At 48.1% G+C, this 17,734-nt stretch carries 11 protein-coding genes; 4 read left to right on the top strand and 7 right to left on the bottom strand.

Features of this window, described 5'->3' with window-relative positions; genetic code table 11:
* Positions 1 to 219: 219 nt before the first annotated feature.
* Both EOO50_RS04460 and EOO50_RS04465 read right to left on the bottom strand, forming a co-directional pair.
* Positions 220 to 756, bottom strand: a complete 537-nt coding sequence (locus EOO50_RS04460) for a hypothetical protein (protein ID WP_290838258.1) — start codon at positions 754 to 756, stop codon at positions 220 to 222.
* A gap of 33 nt (positions 757 to 789) precedes the next feature.
* On the bottom strand, positions 790 to 915 hold the full coding sequence (locus tag EOO50_RS04465; RefSeq protein WP_290838260.1) for a hypothetical protein: 126 nt from the start codon (positions 913 to 915) through the stop codon (positions 790 to 792).
* A 100-nt stretch (positions 916 to 1,015) separates the two neighbouring features.
* Here EOO50_RS04465 and EOO50_RS04470 point away from each other — a divergent pair, with 100 nt between their 5' ends.
* From EOO50_RS04470 to EOO50_RS04480, 3 genes are read left to right on the top strand one after another with little or no spacing between them, the layout of a single operon-like run.
* Positions 1,016 to 1,531: an RNA polymerase sigma factor gene (locus EOO50_RS04470; RefSeq protein ID WP_290838261.1), complete on the top strand. Its 516-nt coding sequence runs from the start codon at positions 1,016 to 1,018 to the stop codon at positions 1,529 to 1,531.
* Positions 1,532 to 1,572: 41 nt separating this feature from the next.
* Positions 1,573 to 2,472 carry a FecR domain-containing protein gene (locus tag EOO50_RS04475; RefSeq protein ID WP_290838262.1) on the top strand — a complete coding sequence of 300 codons (900 nt, stop codon included), beginning with the start codon at positions 1,573 to 1,575 and terminating at the stop codon, positions 2,470 to 2,472.
* Positions 2,459 to 4,978: a TonB-dependent receptor gene (locus tag EOO50_RS04480; protein ID WP_290838263.1), complete on the top strand. Its 2,520-nt coding sequence runs from the start codon at positions 2,459 to 2,461 to the stop codon at positions 4,976 to 4,978. The genes EOO50_RS04475 and EOO50_RS04480 overlap by 14 nt, the downstream gene beginning before the upstream one ends.
* Positions 4,979 to 4,992: 14 nt before the next feature.
* On the opposite strand, the gene EOO50_RS04485 is transcribed toward EOO50_RS04480, so the two are convergent.
* A complete protein-coding gene (locus EOO50_RS04485) occupies positions 4,993 to 6,918 on the bottom strand; it encodes a tetratricopeptide repeat protein (protein ID WP_290838265.1) in 1,926 nt (641 codons plus the stop codon).
* A 43-nt stretch (positions 6,919 to 6,961) separates the two neighbouring features.
* Complete coding sequence (locus EOO50_RS04490; RefSeq protein WP_290838267.1) at positions 6,962 to 7,672, bottom strand: LytTR family DNA-binding domain-containing protein; 711 nt, start codon at positions 7,670 to 7,672, stop codon at positions 6,962 to 6,964.
* 298 nt (positions 7,673 to 7,970) lie between these two features.
* On the opposite strand from EOO50_RS04490, the gene EOO50_RS04495 reads away from it, so the two are divergent.
* A complete protein-coding gene (locus tag EOO50_RS04495) occupies positions 7,971 to 10,757 on the top strand; it encodes a T9SS type A sorting domain-containing protein (RefSeq protein WP_290838268.1) in 2,787 nt (928 codons plus the stop codon).
* 98 nt (positions 10,758 to 10,855) lie between these two features.
* Here the strand turns inward: EOO50_RS04495 and EOO50_RS04500 are convergent, their stop codons facing one another.
* From EOO50_RS04500 to EOO50_RS04510, 3 genes are all read right to left on the bottom strand, one after another.
* Complete coding sequence (locus EOO50_RS04500) at positions 10,856 to 13,096, bottom strand: carboxypeptidase-like regulatory domain-containing protein (protein WP_290838269.1); 2,241 nt, start codon at positions 13,094 to 13,096, stop codon at positions 10,856 to 10,858.
* Between the two features lie 146 nt (positions 13,097 to 13,242).
* On the bottom strand, positions 13,243 to 17,505 hold the full coding sequence (locus EOO50_RS04505) for a CotH kinase family protein (protein WP_290838271.1): 4,263 nt from the start codon (positions 17,503 to 17,505) through the stop codon (positions 13,243 to 13,245).
* Positions 17,506 to 17,548: 43 nt separating this feature from the next.
* Positions 17,549 to 17,734 (bottom strand): hypothetical protein (locus EOO50_RS04510; protein ID WP_290838272.1); only part of this gene is annotated, 186 nt, incomplete at its 5' end.

Below are 17,734 nucleotides of genomic sequence, written 5' to 3' on the forward strand. Positions count from 1 at the left end.
ATGCGTTTTCCAATCGGTATTTTTCAAGCATCGGGCTTCGATTTCATTATTCCATTCTGCGCTAAATCTTAAAAGTCGAAAGCAATAAAAAAGGCACTAATTTTTTCATGCTAAACGATTTTATACAAACCTGCGAAATGCAAAAAACCGCTCGCCATTTGAATTTGGTGAACGGTTGTTTTTTAAAAGTGAACAACTGATTCAGGCCGCGAAAGGGTTTTATATTTTTACGAACGTGATGTAATCGGTGCTGCCATTTCCACCGCTGATATGGATGAGCTCGATGCGGTTGTTCGATATCGAGATAATTTCCCAATCTTCGGTGAGTTCCGCAAAACGGTCGGGCGATGCGAAACTGATGTTGAAATCAAGATCGTCGCTGCTCGAATCGTCGTCGCTTCCATGCTTGCCGCTCGAATCAGAAATCGACCAGTTTCCGGTGTAACTGTTTTCACCGTTGGTCGCGAGGATCGAATTGTTCGATGTGAACGTAAATTGAAAATCGGCAAATTGGGCGGTCTCGTCATTTCCTGAATCCGAATACAGGTCAACGCGCCAGGTTCCTGAAGTCGCCGTACCCGTGACTGATGTGACGTCTGACGAGCTATTTCCGCCGTGGTCGTCATCGTCGTCATGGTTCCATTCGCATGTCGAGGCCGTCGTCATCACGAATAAGCCTGCGAGTAACGCGAAAAAAGGGAATTTCCTCATTGATTTTGTAAGGTTTTGCATCGGGTTGTCTTGAACTGTTTTCATAATTGATGGTTTTAGATTTCTATTTTTTAGGTTTTAGTTGATCGCGACCGCCACCAACAGTACAATTGTGAGCCAAATCACGAATTGGACCATCCAGTGTATCGGATTTCCGGGCAGTTTCCCGAATTGGTTTCGTTTCGACCTGAATTTCATCTCCATTGCTTGGACGGTTTCAGTCTTAAGACAAAAAAAAGCGAGCTGACCCTACCATCGAATTTAATTTTTACTAATTTCATCGGCGCGGAAAACCGTCATTCGTATGGAAAACACTGATTCGCAGGGCATTTGCAGCGAAAATATTTTTACGCGATTCTTCAACCAGCACGTCAAAGGGTTGCGGAATTACCTGTATTTCAAGTTTGGGAATCCTGATCTCGCCGACGATTTGGCCCAGGATGCGTTCATAAAATTGTGGCAGAATTGCGCCGATGTGCGCCATCCCAAATCGTTTATTTTCACCGTCGCCAACAACGCCGCGATCAACCACACCAAATATGAAAAAGTGGTTTTGGCCTACCAAAGCAACAATTTCGAAAGCACGACTGATTACGCGAATCCCGAGTTTTTGATCGAAGAAGAAGAATTCCGACAAAAGTTCGACCGCGCGATCGCATCCTTAACCGAAGCCCAACGCACGGCCATATTACTGAATCGCATCGAAGGAAAGAAGTACAAGGAAATCGCCGAGATGCTCGACATCAGCGTCAAGGCCGTCGAGAAACGAATTCACGGCGCATTGGTTTCCCTGCGCGAACAAATCGACAATTTCAGGTAGGGTCGAAACCTATTTTTTTGTCTCATACAAAAACCGAGCACATGCAAGACGATACACGATTGGCCCGCTGGCTTTCAGGAGAAATGGAACCCGAGGAACGCGAGGCGCTCGAAAACAGCCCTGAATTCCCGACACTGTCGCGCATAAAAGATAATTTCGAGAAACTCAAGCGACCCGAATTCGATCAATTGACGATACTCGAAAACGTGTTGCGCCACGAAAAAACACCTGTAAAAATTATTCCGTTCTACAAGAAAGCCTGGATTCGCGTTGCGGCCATGATCGTCGTTCTTTTGGGAATCGGGATAGTCTTTTTCATGCCGAAATACCAGATCGCAAACAACAACGAGACGCTTGCCTTCACATTACCCGATGATTCCGAAGTCATTCTGAACGCGGGTTCCCAAGCGAAATACGCGACTTGGGACTGGAGCGACAACCGAGAAGTCGATCTCACCGGCGAGGCGTATTTCAAAGTGGCGAAAGGAAAGAAATTCTCGGTAAAAACCGAGCTCGGAACCGTTACCGTCTTGGGCACGAAGTTCAACGTGCGTTCGCGCCTGGGCAAATTCGACGTGATCTGCTATGAAGGAAAAGTCCGCGTGACGTTCGGTTCGACTGAAATGGTATTGCTTCCGGGTCAGGGCATTTCGATTTCAAACGACGACGCGCAAATGCTTCCCATTTCAGCATCAGAACCCGAATGGCTGAAAGGCGAACTCGTGTTCACGCAGGAAAGTTTCGATGGCGTGATTGCCGAAATCGAACGGAAATATGACGTGAAAATAAAGACGACCGTCGCTTCAAGTCAGGAATTTTCAGGCTCGCTTCCTGGAACCGATCTCGATACGGCGCTCAAAATCATCTCGCTTACCTATCATTTACACGTCGAAAAAGACGCAAACATTATCATTCTGACGCCAGCCGATGCTCGTCCGTAGCCTGTTTTTACTGTTGCTTCTATTGCCGTGTTGCGCCTTTTCGCAAACGCGTGGGAAAGTCGCGCTCAAAATCGTGCTCGACGAAATCGCGCAACAGCATCAGGTTCGGTTCAGTTATATCGATGAGGAATTGGTCGTGTACAAAATCGTTCCGCCCGACTCGAAGATTCCGTTGTCGGGCAAAATCGACTACATCCAAGCGCAGACCAGATTGCGCATCGAAGCCGTTTCAGGCAACTACTACACGATTTTCAACGACCGCAAAATGGACAAGCCGCTTTGTGGTTACCTGATCGACGCCGACGGAAAAGGGATCGAGAATGCGAACATCGTCATCGAGGATTCGCCCTATGAAGCGACATCGAACGCCGACGGTTATTTTGAGTTGCCGGTTCTTTCGCCGAACGCGATCTCAATACGGCATCTGGGCTACAAACCGATGCGGATCGAGCCCCAGGATCTGTACGTGAACGATTGTCCGAAACTTGGAATGGAAATCGTCATCGAGAAATTGTCGGAAATTACCGCAAATCGATACATGGCGACGGGAATTTCGAAAGCGAATACGGGCGAAATCGTGATCAAACCCGGGAAGTTCGGCATACTGCCCGGATTGACCGAACCCGATGTTCTCAAAGCGATGCAACAGGCGCCCGGCATCGTGAGCATAGACGAGACGGTTTCGAACATCAGCGTCCGAGGCGGTACGCACGACCAGAATTTGTTTTTGTGGAACGGCATCCGAATGTTCCAGACGGGACATTTCTTCGGGTTGATTTCGGCGTTCAATCCTTTATTGGCGACAAATATTTCGATTTCGAAGAACGGGAGTTCGGCGTTTTTCGGGGAAAGCGTGTCGAGCCTCGTCGATATCTCATCGCACACGAAGGTGACCGACAGTTGCTACAATGTGATCACGGCCGACATGATCAGTGCGAATTTCTTTTCGAAGATCCGATTGTCGAACAAGGCCACGATCCAGGCTTCGGGCCGACGCACCTTTACCGATATCGTCACCACTCCGACGTTCAAACGCTACCAGGATCGCGTGTTTAAAAATACGACCGTGACCGATTTCGCAAACGGAAATCCCGTTCGGATCGACAGCGATGAAGACTTCCAGTTTTACGACATTTCAATTCAATATCACCGAAAAATAGGCGAAAAGCACGATTTGATAATCGACGGAATCGGCGTAGAGAACAGTGTAGATGTGCGCCAACTATCAAACGGAATCCGAACAGACCGAGATTTACGACAGCGGAATTTCGGTGGCAGTGCGACTTGGAAAACCAAATGGAATGATTTTCACGATTCGGAATTCCAAGCGTTCGGTTCCTGGTACGATTTCGATGCGCGAAACAAGATGATCGCGAGCGGATTGCGCACCGAAAATGGAAACAACGTGCTTGATCTGGGTTTCAGGTTGCGGCATTCGTACGCGATTACAGCTCAGACCTCGATTTCGGCGGGTTATCAGTTCGACCGGATTTCGATTCGCGATGAAGTTTTTTCAAGCGATCCGATTTTAAATTCGGAAATCGATAACGCTTCGACGTCGCACGCTTTGGCGGTTGAAGGCCAATTCAATTCGCCCGATAGTCGCGTCAATCTGCGCGCGGGATTGCGCACGAATTACTATTCGAAATACGATTTACTGCTTGCGGAACCTCGAATCGTTTTCGGTTTTATGTTTTCAAAGAAACTTCGCGTCGAGATTTTGGGCGAACGCAAAAGCCAAACGGTTTCCCAGCTCGTGAACGGCGAACAGGAACTGCTGGGTTTGGAAAGCCGTCGTTGGGCGTTGGCCGATGAAGCCGACATTCCGATCCAGAAAAGCGGGCAATTCTCCATCGGGTTTTTATACAACGATTCGGGCTGGCTCGTTTCGCTCGATAATTTTTACAAGAAAATTTCGGGAATCACGAGCGACAGTCAGGGTTTTCGGAACCAATTCGAATTCGTTTCGGCGAATGGCGATTACCGCGTTTTAGGTTCGGAGTTGCTCGTGCAAAAGAGTTTTGGGCGTTTCCTGAGTTGGATTTCCTATAGTTTCAACGACAATAGCTATGACTTCGGGCCGTTTTCCCCGTCGCGTTTCCCGAACAATTATTCGATTTCCCACGCGGCTTCCTGGGCCGGAATGTACGAATGGAACAAATTGCGGTTCGCGCTCGGCATGAATTGGCATACGGGCCGACCGATCACGACGCCCGGATCGTTTTTTATCGATGTCGCGAATCCCGGGAATTCCTCGATCGTCTTCAACGAACCGAACAACGAACGACTGGACGATTATGTGCAATGCAATTTGTCGGCTTCCAAGAGTTGGGAAATCTCGAAGGTTTGGCGCATCACGGGTAACGCGTCGATACTGAATTTCCTCGATCGCGAGAATGTGTTGAACCGCTATTATCGATTGAACCGCGAGAATAATACGGTTGAAAGCGTGAAGGTCGACGCATTGGGACGCACGGTTAATTTTGGGATTCGATTGGATTTTTGACGCGTCGTAAACGTTCAGTCGGTCATGATCAATTCGATCGTGGTGCCGCCCGATTCTTGCGTCAGAACATTTATTTTAAGGTTCACGGCTTTCGCAAAATCACGAATCAAGTGCAAGCCCAGCCCGTTTTTGATTCCCGTGACTTCGGTTTCGTCGTAAAGCGCTTTGAAGACTTCGGTTTTGCTACCGAGGCCATTGTCGGTGATTGATATTATTTTCTTGCCGTTCTCGCTTCGGGCTTTCCACATGATTTCTCCGTCAGATTTCCCGGATATCGCTTGAATGGCGTTCGATGTGAGGTTGCGCATGATCGTCTTGAGATAATGTTCGTCGGTGAAGACGCTTAGTGATTCAGGATTCTCGAAATGAAAGCGTATGTTTTTGTCCGAATCGTAATTGGATGCGAGATAATCGAAAAGCGTGCTTACTTGAATTTGCTTCGGATGTGGCGAAAACTGCCGCATTTGCCCTTTGCTCCACAATAAAAGATCTTCCATCGATACGAGAAGGCTTTCGGCGGCCGTCAACGTTTGTTCGCTCAGGCGTTTCGTCGTGGCCGAGTCGAGCGCTTGGATATTGTCGTCGCGCAGGCGGATGAATTTTATGATGTTCGAAACGGGACTTCGCAAGTCGTGATTGATGATTCCGAAAAACAAATTCTTGACGCGATTCGCCTCATTGAGTTCGTTGTTCACGACGGTCAATTTTTGGTTGCGTCGTTTTCGCATTCGGTTCTGGTAAATAAGAAATCCCACGATCATAATCGAAAATGCAATTCCTGAAACGGCCAAAATGCTGAGGTTCTTCTGACGTTCGAGCCTGAGAGATGCGCGATAATCCTTCTTCTGTTGCTGGATTTTTAGCGAATCCTGTTCACGCGAATACGCAAACGCCATTTCCTTACGCGTGAATTCCTTGATTTTTTCCTCGTTTGAAAGGCTGTCTTTGAGCGTCGCAAATTGCCGATGGAACTGCAATGCTTTTTTGTCGTCTCCATATTCGGCATAAGCGTCCGACAAATCTTCAGAAAGGCTCATGCAGTCCTGCAAACTTCCCACTTCCTGACTGAGTTTGAGCGCGGTTTCGAATTGATCGATGGCGAGTCGTATCAAAGCGGTTTTATTTTTGGGTAAATCTCCTTTGGGTGTTTCGCCGCTTTTCGCAATGTCGATATAACACGTGGACAAACTTTGGTACGTCGACGACTCCATGCGTATGTCGCCGATTTCCTTGCTGACGGCTAATGCCAATTGCAGATAGTTGATCGCCTCGTAATACTTTTTGTCGAAGTAATACAGTGTTGCGATGTTGTGGGCGGTGATCGAGGTTGCCCTGCGGCTCTTGATTTCGGTCTGCAATTTCAACGCTTTTTGGTAGTAGGCCATTGCGTTGGTCTTGTCATTTCTACTGAAGCAGACGTTTCCAAGATTCATCATTCCCCAGGCGATCCCGACTTTGCCGCCATACTTTTTATGGAAAGCGATCGATTTTTCGTAGTAATCATTCGCTTTTTCGAAATCGCCTTGCATCATGTAGATGTGGCCGGTGTGTTCGGCGTTGAATCCCAGCGCTTCGTAATCGTTTATTTTCTCTGAAATTTTGAGCGCATTGCCGAAATACTCAAGCGCTTTGGGAAACTCTCCGTTCTCGCGATAGTTGACGCCGATGCTGTTGTACGCGCGCCCAAGACCTTTTTGCCAACCGATTTTTTTGGAGATCTCAACGGCATCCAGCCCGTATTTTATTCCTTTGTTCGTGTCGAGATTGTAATAACTGAATGAAAGGTCGGCGAGCAATTTGACTTTACTACTGTCGTTCGCCATTTTGGGCAATCGCGTCAACAGCGAATCGATCCTTGGTTTTCCCTCTTTCTGCGCATGGAGATTTTGCGCGATGAGAAGCACAATTGCGAAAAATACAAAGATTACTGGCTTTCTCATATACGATTTTAATAAAAAATTCAAGCACGATTACCGACGCGAGTTAGAACGACAATAACTTAAGATTATCCTGATAGCTGCGTCCGACCGGAACCAACGTCCCGTTTTCAAGCACGATTTCCCTGAGCCCGACCGCGCGAATATGCTTGCGTTGCACCGCATAACTCTTATGGATTCTCACAAACGGATCAAAAATGATATCCTTTAAAATGGTTCCCAATGTTGAGAGCACATAATATTTGCCCGAATCGGTAACCACGGCCGTATAGTTTTGGAGCGCGTTCAAATACAGTATTTCATCGATTGGCACGCGGGTTTTTCTAGCGCCTTTCTTTATGTAAACCGCGTTTCCTTGCTTCGTTAGGTTTTCAAACAACGCCGATTGCCGCCTCAATCCGGCATATTCTTCAATTCGCGCCATCGTCATCGCGAATCGCTCCATCGTGAACGGCTTGATCAGGTAATCGAGCGTATCGATCGAGAAACTCTCAACCGCATACTCGGGATAATCGGTCACAAAAATGCAGATGGGAACGGCTGTCGCGTTTCTCCTGAGTTCCAAACCATTCATTCCGGGCATGTCGACGTCGAGGAACAGCAAATCCACCGCACTTGTTTCGAGAAATTCGAGCGCCGCAGCCGCATTGTCGAACACGCCGCAAATCTTGACGTCGGGAAAATGCGCGAGAAACTTCACGAGCGTGAGCCGGTCAAGTTCATTATCGTCGACGATTATGCAGCGCAATGCTTCCATGAAAAATTCTTAATCGCTTAAAAGTAAGCATATTCGGTCTGCGGCCGATGATTATCACATAGAAATTATGGCTGGCGGCGGTCTTTTATTTTTAAGCGCCTTCATCGATTCAAATCGAAAAAAATAGCATCGCGGAAATTCGATCGGAACGTTCGTCAATTCTGGAGCGTCGTTCATCAACAAAAGTTTTCCAATCCGAATTTCCGAGCAAACTTTACGCTATCAGTGAGTTGAGCCACCACGATCTCACGCAAAATCAAGTTGAATTTCAAACAGTTCTAATTTTAAAATCGAAGACATGAAAAAAATTTTACTTCTTCTGCTGATGGCGCAAAGCGTATTTTCACAGGCTCCGGCTCTTGAATGGGCGAAATCGTTCGGTGGCACGGATGTCGACCGGCTCAATGAAACCATAACGACGGCCGATGCGGGATTTCTGTGCGTCGGATTCACATTGTCGACCGATGGCGATGTCACTCAAAATTTCTCAGGCGCCGATGTCTGGGTCTTAAAACTCAATGCGTCGGGCGATTTGGCCTGGCAAAAAAGTTTTGGCGGTTCTGGAACGGATTCGGCGACGTCGGTCGTGCAGACTCCCGATGGTGGATTCGTGCTCGCGGGGAATTCGGATTCGACCGACGGCGACGTGAGCCAAAACCTCGGCGCAATGGACTATTGGGTGATTAAGCTCGATGCCGATGGCGAACTGGTTTGGGAAAAGTCGTTCGGCGGTTCGGGTTACGATCGCGCCACATCGATTGTTGCGACTGCTGATGGCGGTTTCGCGGTTTTGGGTTATTCCGATTCCATTGACGGAGATATTTCGGGCAATAAAGGAATGACCGATTATTGGGTGATAAAACTCAATGCTTCGGGTGAACTCGTGTGGCAAAAAAGCCTCGGAGGAACGGCAAACGATTACGGATTTTCGATCATTGAAGCCTCGACGGGCGGTTATGTTGTCGCGGGAAGTGTGTATTCGACCGACGGCGATGTGACCGGCCATCACGGTGCAACCGACTATTGGGTCGTGAAACTCGATGTTGATGGCGATATCGAATGGCAAAAGGCGCTCGGCGGAACGAGTATCGAAGGTCTCGGCGCCAATTATCCGATAAAACTCATCGAAGCGAATGACGGCGGTTATGCATTCGTCGGATTTGCAAATTCAACCGACGGCGATTTGACGCAAAACCAGGGAATTTCTGATTTTTGGCTCGTGAAATTATCTGCCGACGGTTCGTTGGCGTGGCAAAAAACATACGGCGGTCCCGGTGACGACGTCGGATATTCGATCTTGCAGCAAGCTGACGGATCGTACGGAATCACCGGATATACGGGATCGTCAACCGGAGATGTAAGTGGTTTTCACGGGTATTACGATTTCTGGATCGTAAAAACTGACAGCGACGGCGAATTGCTTTGGCAGAAAGCGCTCGGAGGAACGGGCGAGGAAAGCCCGGCGTCCGTCGTTTTGGCTTCAGACGATACGTATGTCGCGGCCGGAATCGCCTACGTAAACAATGGCGATGTCGTCGACAGCAAAGGAAGCGGCGATTTTTGGCTCACGAAACTCGCGGCTCCGCAACCTTTCGATGGAAGCGTCGCGATCGATCTTGGCGCGGTAGGCTGCCAGAGCGCGTTCGTTCCACAATTGATTTTGACCAATACGGGTACCGATGTCACACTTTCGTCGGCGACGATCGAATACCATTTGAACAGCGACGCGCCGCAAATCTATTCGTGGACGGGTTCGTTGGCTCCCGGCGCATCACAAAACATCGCGTTACCTGAAGCGACGGCCGTTCCCGGGGAAAATATTTTCGTGGCTTCCGTCGAAACCATCAATGGCGTTATCGATGAAATCGCATATAACAACAATGCACAGCAAAGTTTCGTGTTCAATTATTTCGAAACCTCTGAAGTCGTTTTTTCATTGCAGACCGATGATTTTCCAAGCGAAACCTATTGGGATCTGACCAATGAGAATGGAGACGTTTTATTTTCGGGCGGACCGTATACGCAGACGAATACTGCCTTTTCGGTGACGTTTTTTCCGCTACCGACGGGTTGCTACACGTTCAATATGTACGACGACGGTTTCGACGGGATTTACGAACCCGGCGGCTACACGCTGACATCGGCCCAAGGAGATGTGATCGTGCAGAGCGGCTTATTCGAGGATTTCGCGTCGACGACATTCTCGATATACGCCGAACCGATCGCGCTCGATGCCGGGATTTTGCTGGATGTGAACCGCCAAAGTTGCGAAACCTTGTTCATACCAAAAATACTTCTTGCGAATACAGGTGCTGACGCGACTTTGACATCCGCCGAAATCACATACTCGTATGACGGCGCGACACCAGCGACCTACGCTTGGACGGGATCGCTCGTTCCGGGCGCGTCGGAATTCATCGATCTGCCTGAAATCGACGCCGAAAACGGAGCGCACACGATTTCAGCGACGCTCACTACCGTAAATGGAATCGCCGACACGTTTGCCGTGAATAATGCGCGTGACGTTTCGTATTCGGTGAACGGGTTTGCGACGTCGGAACTTACCTTGACCATAAACGCCCAATTCACTGGCGACGTTTATTGGACGCTTTACGGCAGCGACGGTACGTTTTTCTATGAAAATGGTTTTTACGAAAATCCGGGTGAAATAGTCGAAAGCCTGCCGATCGATTCGGGTTGCTACATTTTCACGATCTACGATTTCAGCGGAACCGGGCTCGCATATTCGCTCGAAACTCAGGAAGGACAAACCGTAAAAGCCGGTGATTCGGTGAGCAATGACGCTGCGACGTTCTTTATCGAAACTGCGCTTGGGTTGCCCGACGTCGCGAATCAAGCGAAAATTACAATGTATCCGAATCCGGTGAAAAGCCAATTGAAGATAGAAAACAATGGTAGCCCGATAACGTCTTTGGAGATTTTCGACCTTTCGGGAAAACGATTGTTAGTGGTTGAAGATTCGGCAATCGTTGAAGTCGACGTGAACGGTCTTTCGAACGGAATGTATATCGTCAAGGCGAAATCCGACGATGGAATTTCAAATTTCAAGATGATGAAAGAATAATTTAAGACACGGATACGATTTTGATTTTCGTCGGTATTCATAAAAAAGAAGTTCCAATAAAACGTTCGAAAGAAATTGGTTTTATTGGAACTTTTATTTTATCGCTTTACGATTTTTCCAGTAAGTATCTTTTCGCCGACGGAAACTTTCAAATAGTAAATCGCATTTGGAATTCCCGACAGATCCAATTGATATTCGCTGGCTTTTTGCGACTGGCTAAACACCAATTTACCGTTGATGTCGAAAAGTTGGATGCCGTCGGCTGCTTCTTCCAAACGGATTGTCACCACGTCTTTCGCGGGATTCGGGAAATAACTCCATTTGAAATCCTTGAGTTGCTTCTCAGTCATCGGATTCGTCGCCGCAGTTTTCGCGTCGCAACCCGAGATCTGTGAGAACTGGACGATTACGCGCAGGATCAGATCGTTTAGCATTTCAACGCTGTAATCGTCGGTCGTGGGTTCGATGTGATCGTTGCCGATGCCGCTGTGGTTGGTGATAAACAAATATGTCCCGTTGGTCTGCAACGCGATCGAACGCATTAGGTATTCGGCGCTTTTATCGATGCCGCTCGCTGAAACGGAAACCACGCGAATTCCTTTTTCGGCCGCGATTCTGGACAGATGTTGCAGTTTCGCGATGCTTTTTTCATCTTCGTGAGCAGGCGCGTCGAGCAATACGAAAAGCAATTTCGAAGTCGCATCGGGATTCCAGGAAAGCGCGTTAATCGAAGTTTCGAGAGCGTCGGTTACGGCTTCGGGATAATCGCCGCCGCCGTCGGCTTCCTGGTTGTCGATGAACTCTTTTACCGAATTTATGTCGGTTGAGAAATCGAAAGCCTTCACGAGATAATCGTCGCCGTTGTCGCGGTAAAAAACACTTGCCAGCGAGACGTCGGCGTTGCCAAGTTGGTCGCGCGTGCGTTTTATTACGTCACCGACTTCTGCTTGCAGGTATTTGATTTCGTCTCCCATCGATCCCGTGGCGTCGACCATGAAAGCGACGTCGACGATGGGTTTCGAGATGCAATCCGCTTTTAGTTTAACCGTATTTATACCGACTCGGAATTCGATCGCGTCGGCAACTACGATTTTGCCGTTTTCGTCGGTAATCGTAAGTTTTTTTGGAGGCGCGATGCTGTCGGTCGGATTGAACCATAACTCGGCTCGACCCGTATTGTCGGTTTTTGCGACCCAAATCTTGTTTCCCGATTCGTCGATCAACGCAAAAGTGTTTCCAACAATGGGCGAACTTTTCTCATTGATCGCGATTACAGAATACCGATATTTCGGTCGCATTTTCCAGATGGATTGTTGTTCGGCGAGCACTTCCGAAGCGATGTCGGTCCAATACTCGAACTTCGAGAAATCGTTGACTTCGCCTGCGGTGAGCTGACTTGCTTTTTGTTTTACTTGATCGTATTCGACGGTGACTGATTCAGTTGCCGGACCCTCGGCCGGGGCTACATCTTCCAAAAACGAAACGCCCGAAACCATTTTTTCAACGCTTTCTTCGACGATGACTTCTTTAAGGCCTTCGCCGACGGGATTGATGGTTGAAGAATATTCCGAGGATTTGTCGCCGTCGCGATATGGAACATCGTCCGATCTTATTGTTGTCGTTGTGATTTCGTTGACCGTTTTGAATTTTGCTTTTCCGGTCATGAAATATCCTTCATACGATTTATCGTCAGAAAGCTTATCCGGTATAGATATGACAGTGACCTCGGCATCGCGCAATCCGGCGATTTCCTGCAATTTAATGTTCATTATGGCGTGCGTGATTTGTACACGGCCTTCTTTCATGCCAACGGGACGTGCGACTAATGTTTGTCCCATTTCAGCATTGAGCCCGAAATATCCGTTTGCGTCGGTTGTGGTTATTGCGCCTGTTTCGGAAATCCAGACTGAAACGTCGGGCAATGCGCCTGAAGCGTCGGTGATTTGGCCGATCACGGCTTGGTTATACGGATTTTTCTTCTTGGAATGCGTGATGACGGGTTTGGTGCGTCGGCTATTTTTTGCGAGACGTTTTTTCTGTTTCTCGCGAATTTTTGCGACATTTTTGACCGACACTTTATTGGATGACTTGGCCGTAATTTGAACATCGGGCGACGACGCGGCCGAGAATTTCAACTGATCGCCGACGTTTCCTTTTATAGTGAACTTTCCTTTGTTGTCGGAATAAGTGACGAAGTAATTCGAGAGGTTTAGGACTTCTACTTTCGGGAACGGTTTTTTTTCGTCGTCGGTAACAGTTCCCGTGAGCGTTTGAGCAGATCCGAGAAAAGAAAGAAGTAACGCGGCGATCGAGAGTAGATTCCTGAAGTTCAAAGCCATGATTTGATGTTTGTTTTCTTTAGGATGGGGATTTTTGATAAAACGTTGGTCGGACTTTTAAAATTCCAACAATAACTTTTTAAGCGTAAAACGAAAGTGGCGGAAATACCGAGGGTAAATCCGCCACAAAGTACAAACATTTTCCTTTATTGCTTCACGAGTTTGTGCGTGATCGATCCCGTCGGTGTTTTGATTTTGAGCAGGTAAACGCCGTCGCTCAGCGATTCGAGATCGATGGATTCGGTATTTTTGTTTACGTTTTTCTTTTGCCAGACGTTTTTGCCGATCATGTCGAACACCGACAATTCAATCATTTGTTCGCTGCTGATGATCTGGACGTTGCCCGAGAATGGATTCGGGAATACCTGAAGCGTCGTTGCGTTCTGCGTCGGAACCGCCAATTCGTTTTCGACGCCTTTCAATGTGATGTTGTCGTATCGGTTGTTTCCGTTGTCTCCGGTCGTGTTGCCTTCGAACGTGATCCGCACCTTGAAATTCGGATTGTCGTTCACGGCCGTAATTGCGCTGAAGTCGAGTTGGACGAGCGAAAATTCGGTTGAGATCGCGGCCGAGGTCGGATTCAGGTTCGTCTGTACGAAATTGACACCGTCGACACTGTACGCGAAGTTGTTCGTCAACATGCCTTCGTTGGTTCTTTGTACGGCGAAATCGAACTTGATGTTTTTGTAGCCTGTCGTCGGCAAATCAAAGTCGAGCGAGCGTCCTTGAGAAGGATTTCTCACACGAGCGCACTTCCCTGAAAGTTCGTCAAAATGAATGTTGATTATCGAACCTGTGCTGTTCGCGTCGATGTCGCGCGGGCCGGTTCCCGTGTACGTCATCAAAGGTGCCGCGCCGCTGATCAGGTTGTAATCGGCTTGGATCGTCGTGACGTCGACAGGTGTTTCAAGCGTGTTGAAATGCCAGTAATACAGCGCTTGCTCTGCGTTCGTGACCTCGGTGAAATAAGCCGTGACCGATGTCGCTTGTGAGATTTGGAGTACGATGTCAGGATTTTCGGCATCGGGCGTAATCACCGCTCCGTCGACAACCCAATGGCTGAATTCGTAACCCGTGTACGCTTCGGCCTTAAGCAGCGTTTCTATATTTCCGAACACTTGAGCCGACGCGGGATAATTCACGAACCATTCCGAGTTCATCTTGATTCGTCCCGTATTCGCGGGTTCGACCTGGAATGTCGTCGCGAACGGACCTGTAACGTCGTAACATTCGACCAATCCCGTGTTGATGGTTTGCGAGCATCGTGTAAGCAAGAAATTCCTCGCCGCCAGAACATTCGCTTGCCAAGTCGCCATGCTGCCGCCCCAACGTTGGATCTGGCGTGGCATTTCGGGTGCGATAACGGCTACGATGCTGTCGAAAACCGCGGTTACTTGTTCGCATGAAAGGTGAGTGTTCAATAAATCGGCGTAACGCGTGATGTAGCGTTGTCTTACGATCGGATTTTCCTCTATGAGTTTCCCGATGGTTTGCGTGTGACCGACTCCGACTTCAAGTTCTTCGACATTACAAGGTGCCGCGTTGGCCGAGATGTCGGGAATGCCCGTGTAATTGATGTAATGGCCGAGTACGCCATCGCAATCCCAAAGCGCGTAACGCCATTTCAAAGCGCCGCCAGACGGATCCAGACCGCGCCACCAGGACGTGTTCCAGTTGAGCCAATCCTTGTTTACCATATACGAATTGAGCACGAAATAGTCGATCAGGCTGTCGATGTTGAGTTGGCCGTCGACGTAATTGTAGTTCGCTTCGAGCGCCATGTCGTTGTTTTGGACAAACTCGGTAAGATCATCCCAGGCGTCGATCGCGGGTTGGTTCCCGAATTCGGGCAATGTCGCGCCCCAGGTTTTTATGTATTGGATGTATTCGTCGCTGTCGCGGAATTTGTAATCCTGACCGTAATAATAGTCGGTATATTGGTTGTCGTCGACCTTTTCGCGCAGATCGTAAACGCCCCAGTATTGCCCGTTCACGAAAAGGGAAACGAAAATGCTTCGTCTTTCATCGAGTTCCATGCCCGACAATTCCGACACTTTTTGGACGAATACATCACGCAAGTGAGCGCCTCCGCTTTGGTGCGGATAATTGTCGCTTCCGGCGGCTTTCAATATCAGTCGTCTGTAATTTATGCGATCGGATGTGTTGAAGAATTGATGTTCCAAACGTCTCTTGTAACCGTGATCGTCTCGCGAGATGAAGTCGATCCCGCGTTGGTTGTACGCCCAAGAATCGTTGCCGTGTTTGTCGAAATCGCCCATGTTTTCATCGACGAAAGTTCCGTCGCTTTCGAAATATTCGAGATATCCGATGGGTTCGATCTGGTTGCCGTTCAGCAATTGCAGCAAATCGGCGTCGCCCGACAAGGAAACGACAGGCAAAGACGAATTGTCGTTGATGAAATACGAATTCGTTTCGATGAATCCGGGTAAAATTCCTGCCGTTGTGCTGAACGCGCGCGCTCGCAAGACCGTGTTTTCGGTAATCGAAATCGGAGCCGAGTACAGTGTTGAGGTCGCGGTCGGCGTGGATCCGTTCGTCGTATATCGGACCTGTTCGTTCGTTCCCGATGATGAAAGCGCAACTGTTATAGGTCCCAAATATTTTCCGGGCGCAACGCTGATCGTAGGTTTGGTCGCATAATTTGAAAAACCGTTCGTGTTCGTCTGGCCGGGCGTAGGGGGGCTGAAAACGCTCCAGGTCGATGCGCCGTCGGTGGTTCTTCCGTACGAATGATTGGTTTGCGTCGTGAACATTTCAAGCGATTGGATGACGTTTCCGCTTGGGTCGGCGATTACGATTTCATCGGGATCGGTTTGGGTCAGGTCGAAACTCGCGTGCAAAACCGTTCCTGAAGAAATATCCCGGCTTGAACAGAAAATCAATACTCGGCTGTTCGGCGGGATGACACCGTCCTGGATTTGCCATTTCGTTGGGTTATTGATATTGTTGCTCACATAATAACCGGCCAAATTGAAATATGTCGTCGGGCTTGAGTTGTAGAGTTCGATCCAGTCTTCGTTTCGGTTGAAGCCGTCGTTGAAGTTTCGATTCGACGCCGAATATTCGTTTATCAATAACGGGCCGTTTCCATATTCGATCGTGCCGTAGGTCACGGTTATTTCGCGTCGGTTCACGAAATCGTAGGTCGCGTTACAGCCTGTTCCGCCCCAATTCCTCGCGAAATTGAACGTGTATGTGATTTGGCCTGTCGAAACGACATTTCCAATCGGACTGCCAGTGATGTTGGTCGTGTAAAGGCCTTCTGTTCCGCCGACACCGTTCATGACAGCGGTTTGTCCGTTCGGTCCCGAAACGAAACCGCGTTGGTCGGACATCCATGCGCCCGATCCTGCAACGGCTACGAAATCATAACTGATATTTGAAGAAAGTACGGTTTGACCCGCGGGAACGGCGACCAGCAACGTCGATTGCTGATACGTCGGCAAAAAACACGAATTGACCGGGCCATTATTTGAAACGGTTACGACAGGATCGATGTTGATCGGGAAAACCCTTTCGCTCGATTTGAGCCATGAACCATCGATTTTGATTTGGATTTTGTAGGTCGTTTCGTTGAGCTTGACGAGATTGTATTTCGCTTCGTACGGTTGTTGACGCAGGTTGCGGTTCATGACTTTGCTGTCAGAGACAACGGGCTGTTGGAACACGAAAACTTCTTCGCCTTTTTGGTTTAGGATTGCAAGTTGGTTGTTGGCATTTTCATGTCGGATAGAAAAACCAGCAGGCAATGTCAGGACTTCTTCGACGAGCATTTTCTCGAATTGTTCAGGCAAGAAAGCCGCATCGTTGATCAGGTAACTGTATTTGAACGCCTGATTGTAAAGTGTGATGTTCTTGTCGACGTTTGGCGAGACGTTTTTAAATACCATTTCGCTGTCATTTTTTGGAATGCCGTCTTGTTTTTTGATGACTATGGTTTTCGCGGACGAGCCGTTGGCCGATATAAACACGAAATTGCTCTCTTTGATTCGCACGCGTTGGTTTTCGATGTTGAGCGATAACTGTCCGTCGCTCGATTCGAAAAAAGGATTTTGTGCGGGATAGGTGATTTTGTTGTTGGTTTTCGACAGTTTGTAGTCGATGGTTTGCCAGAAGCCATTGTCGGCGAGATAATGTAACGGAACCGATGATTGGACCGTCGTTTTGGTCGTGTTCGTGTTTAGGAATGTCCTCGAGAATTTTGTCCTTTCATGAACCAGTTCGTAATCTACTTCGTTTAAGGCAGCGCCGTGTTTGGTTTTGCCGAGTTCCGGATGTGATTGGTATTCGATCGGAATCTGGTTGAATTGTTTTTGGGTGGTTGTGTTTTGCGCGAAACCCCAAAAAGAAATAAATATGAGGCAGCTTTTAAGGTAAAAGTTCTTCATCCTAAGTTAAATTAAGTTGTTGTTGGTGTTTTGAATGTAAATTTTAGGTAACTAATATAGGATTTATTTGATTCATTTTAAATGTTTTAAGCGCGGACGTTTTGTTTTTTTTAAGAGTCTTAAAAAGAGGTTTTGAGGATTTTTTAAAAATTGGGGTTTTGGGGGAGTGGGGATTTTGGGGATTATTGGTTTTGGTGGGATTGGGGCGGGAATTTGGTGGGTTTGGAGA

Origin of the sequence: Flavobacterium sp., assembly GCF_004211145.1 — a bacterium.
Taxonomy (GTDB): domain Bacteria; phylum Bacteroidota; class Bacteroidia; order Flavobacteriales; family Flavobacteriaceae; genus Flavobacterium.

Coding starts and splice junctions, on each gene's coding strand:
- EOO50_RS04460 (WP_290838258.1), bottom strand. CDS start 756: ATGAAAACAGTTCAAGACAACCCGATGCAAAACCTTACAAAATCAATG.
- EOO50_RS04465 (WP_290838260.1), bottom strand. CDS start 915: ATGGAGATGAAATTCAGGTCGAAACGAAACCAATTCGGGAAACTGCCC.
- EOO50_RS04470 (WP_290838261.1), top strand. CDS start 1,016: ATGGAAAACACTGATTCGCAGGGCATTTGCAGCGAAAATATTTTTACG.
- EOO50_RS04475 (WP_290838262.1), top strand. CDS start 1,573: ATGCAAGACGATACACGATTGGCCCGCTGGCTTTCAGGAGAAATGGAA.
- EOO50_RS04480 (WP_290838263.1), top strand. CDS start 2,459: ATGCTCGTCCGTAGCCTGTTTTTACTGTTGCTTCTATTGCCGTGTTGC.
- EOO50_RS04485 (WP_290838265.1), bottom strand. CDS start 6,918: ATGAGAAAGCCAGTAATCTTTGTATTTTTCGCAATTGTGCTTCTCATC.
- EOO50_RS04490 (WP_290838267.1), bottom strand. CDS start 7,672: ATGGAAGCATTGCGCTGCATAATCGTCGACGATAATGAACTTGACCGG.
- EOO50_RS04495 (WP_290838268.1), top strand. CDS start 7,971: ATGAAAAAAATTTTACTTCTTCTGCTGATGGCGCAAAGCGTATTTTCA.
- EOO50_RS04500 (WP_290838269.1), bottom strand. CDS start 13,096: ATGGCTTTGAACTTCAGGAATCTACTCTCGATCGCCGCGTTACTTCTT.
- EOO50_RS04505 (WP_290838271.1), bottom strand. CDS start 17,505: ATGAAGAACTTTTACCTTAAAAGCTGCCTCATATTTATTTCTTTTTGG.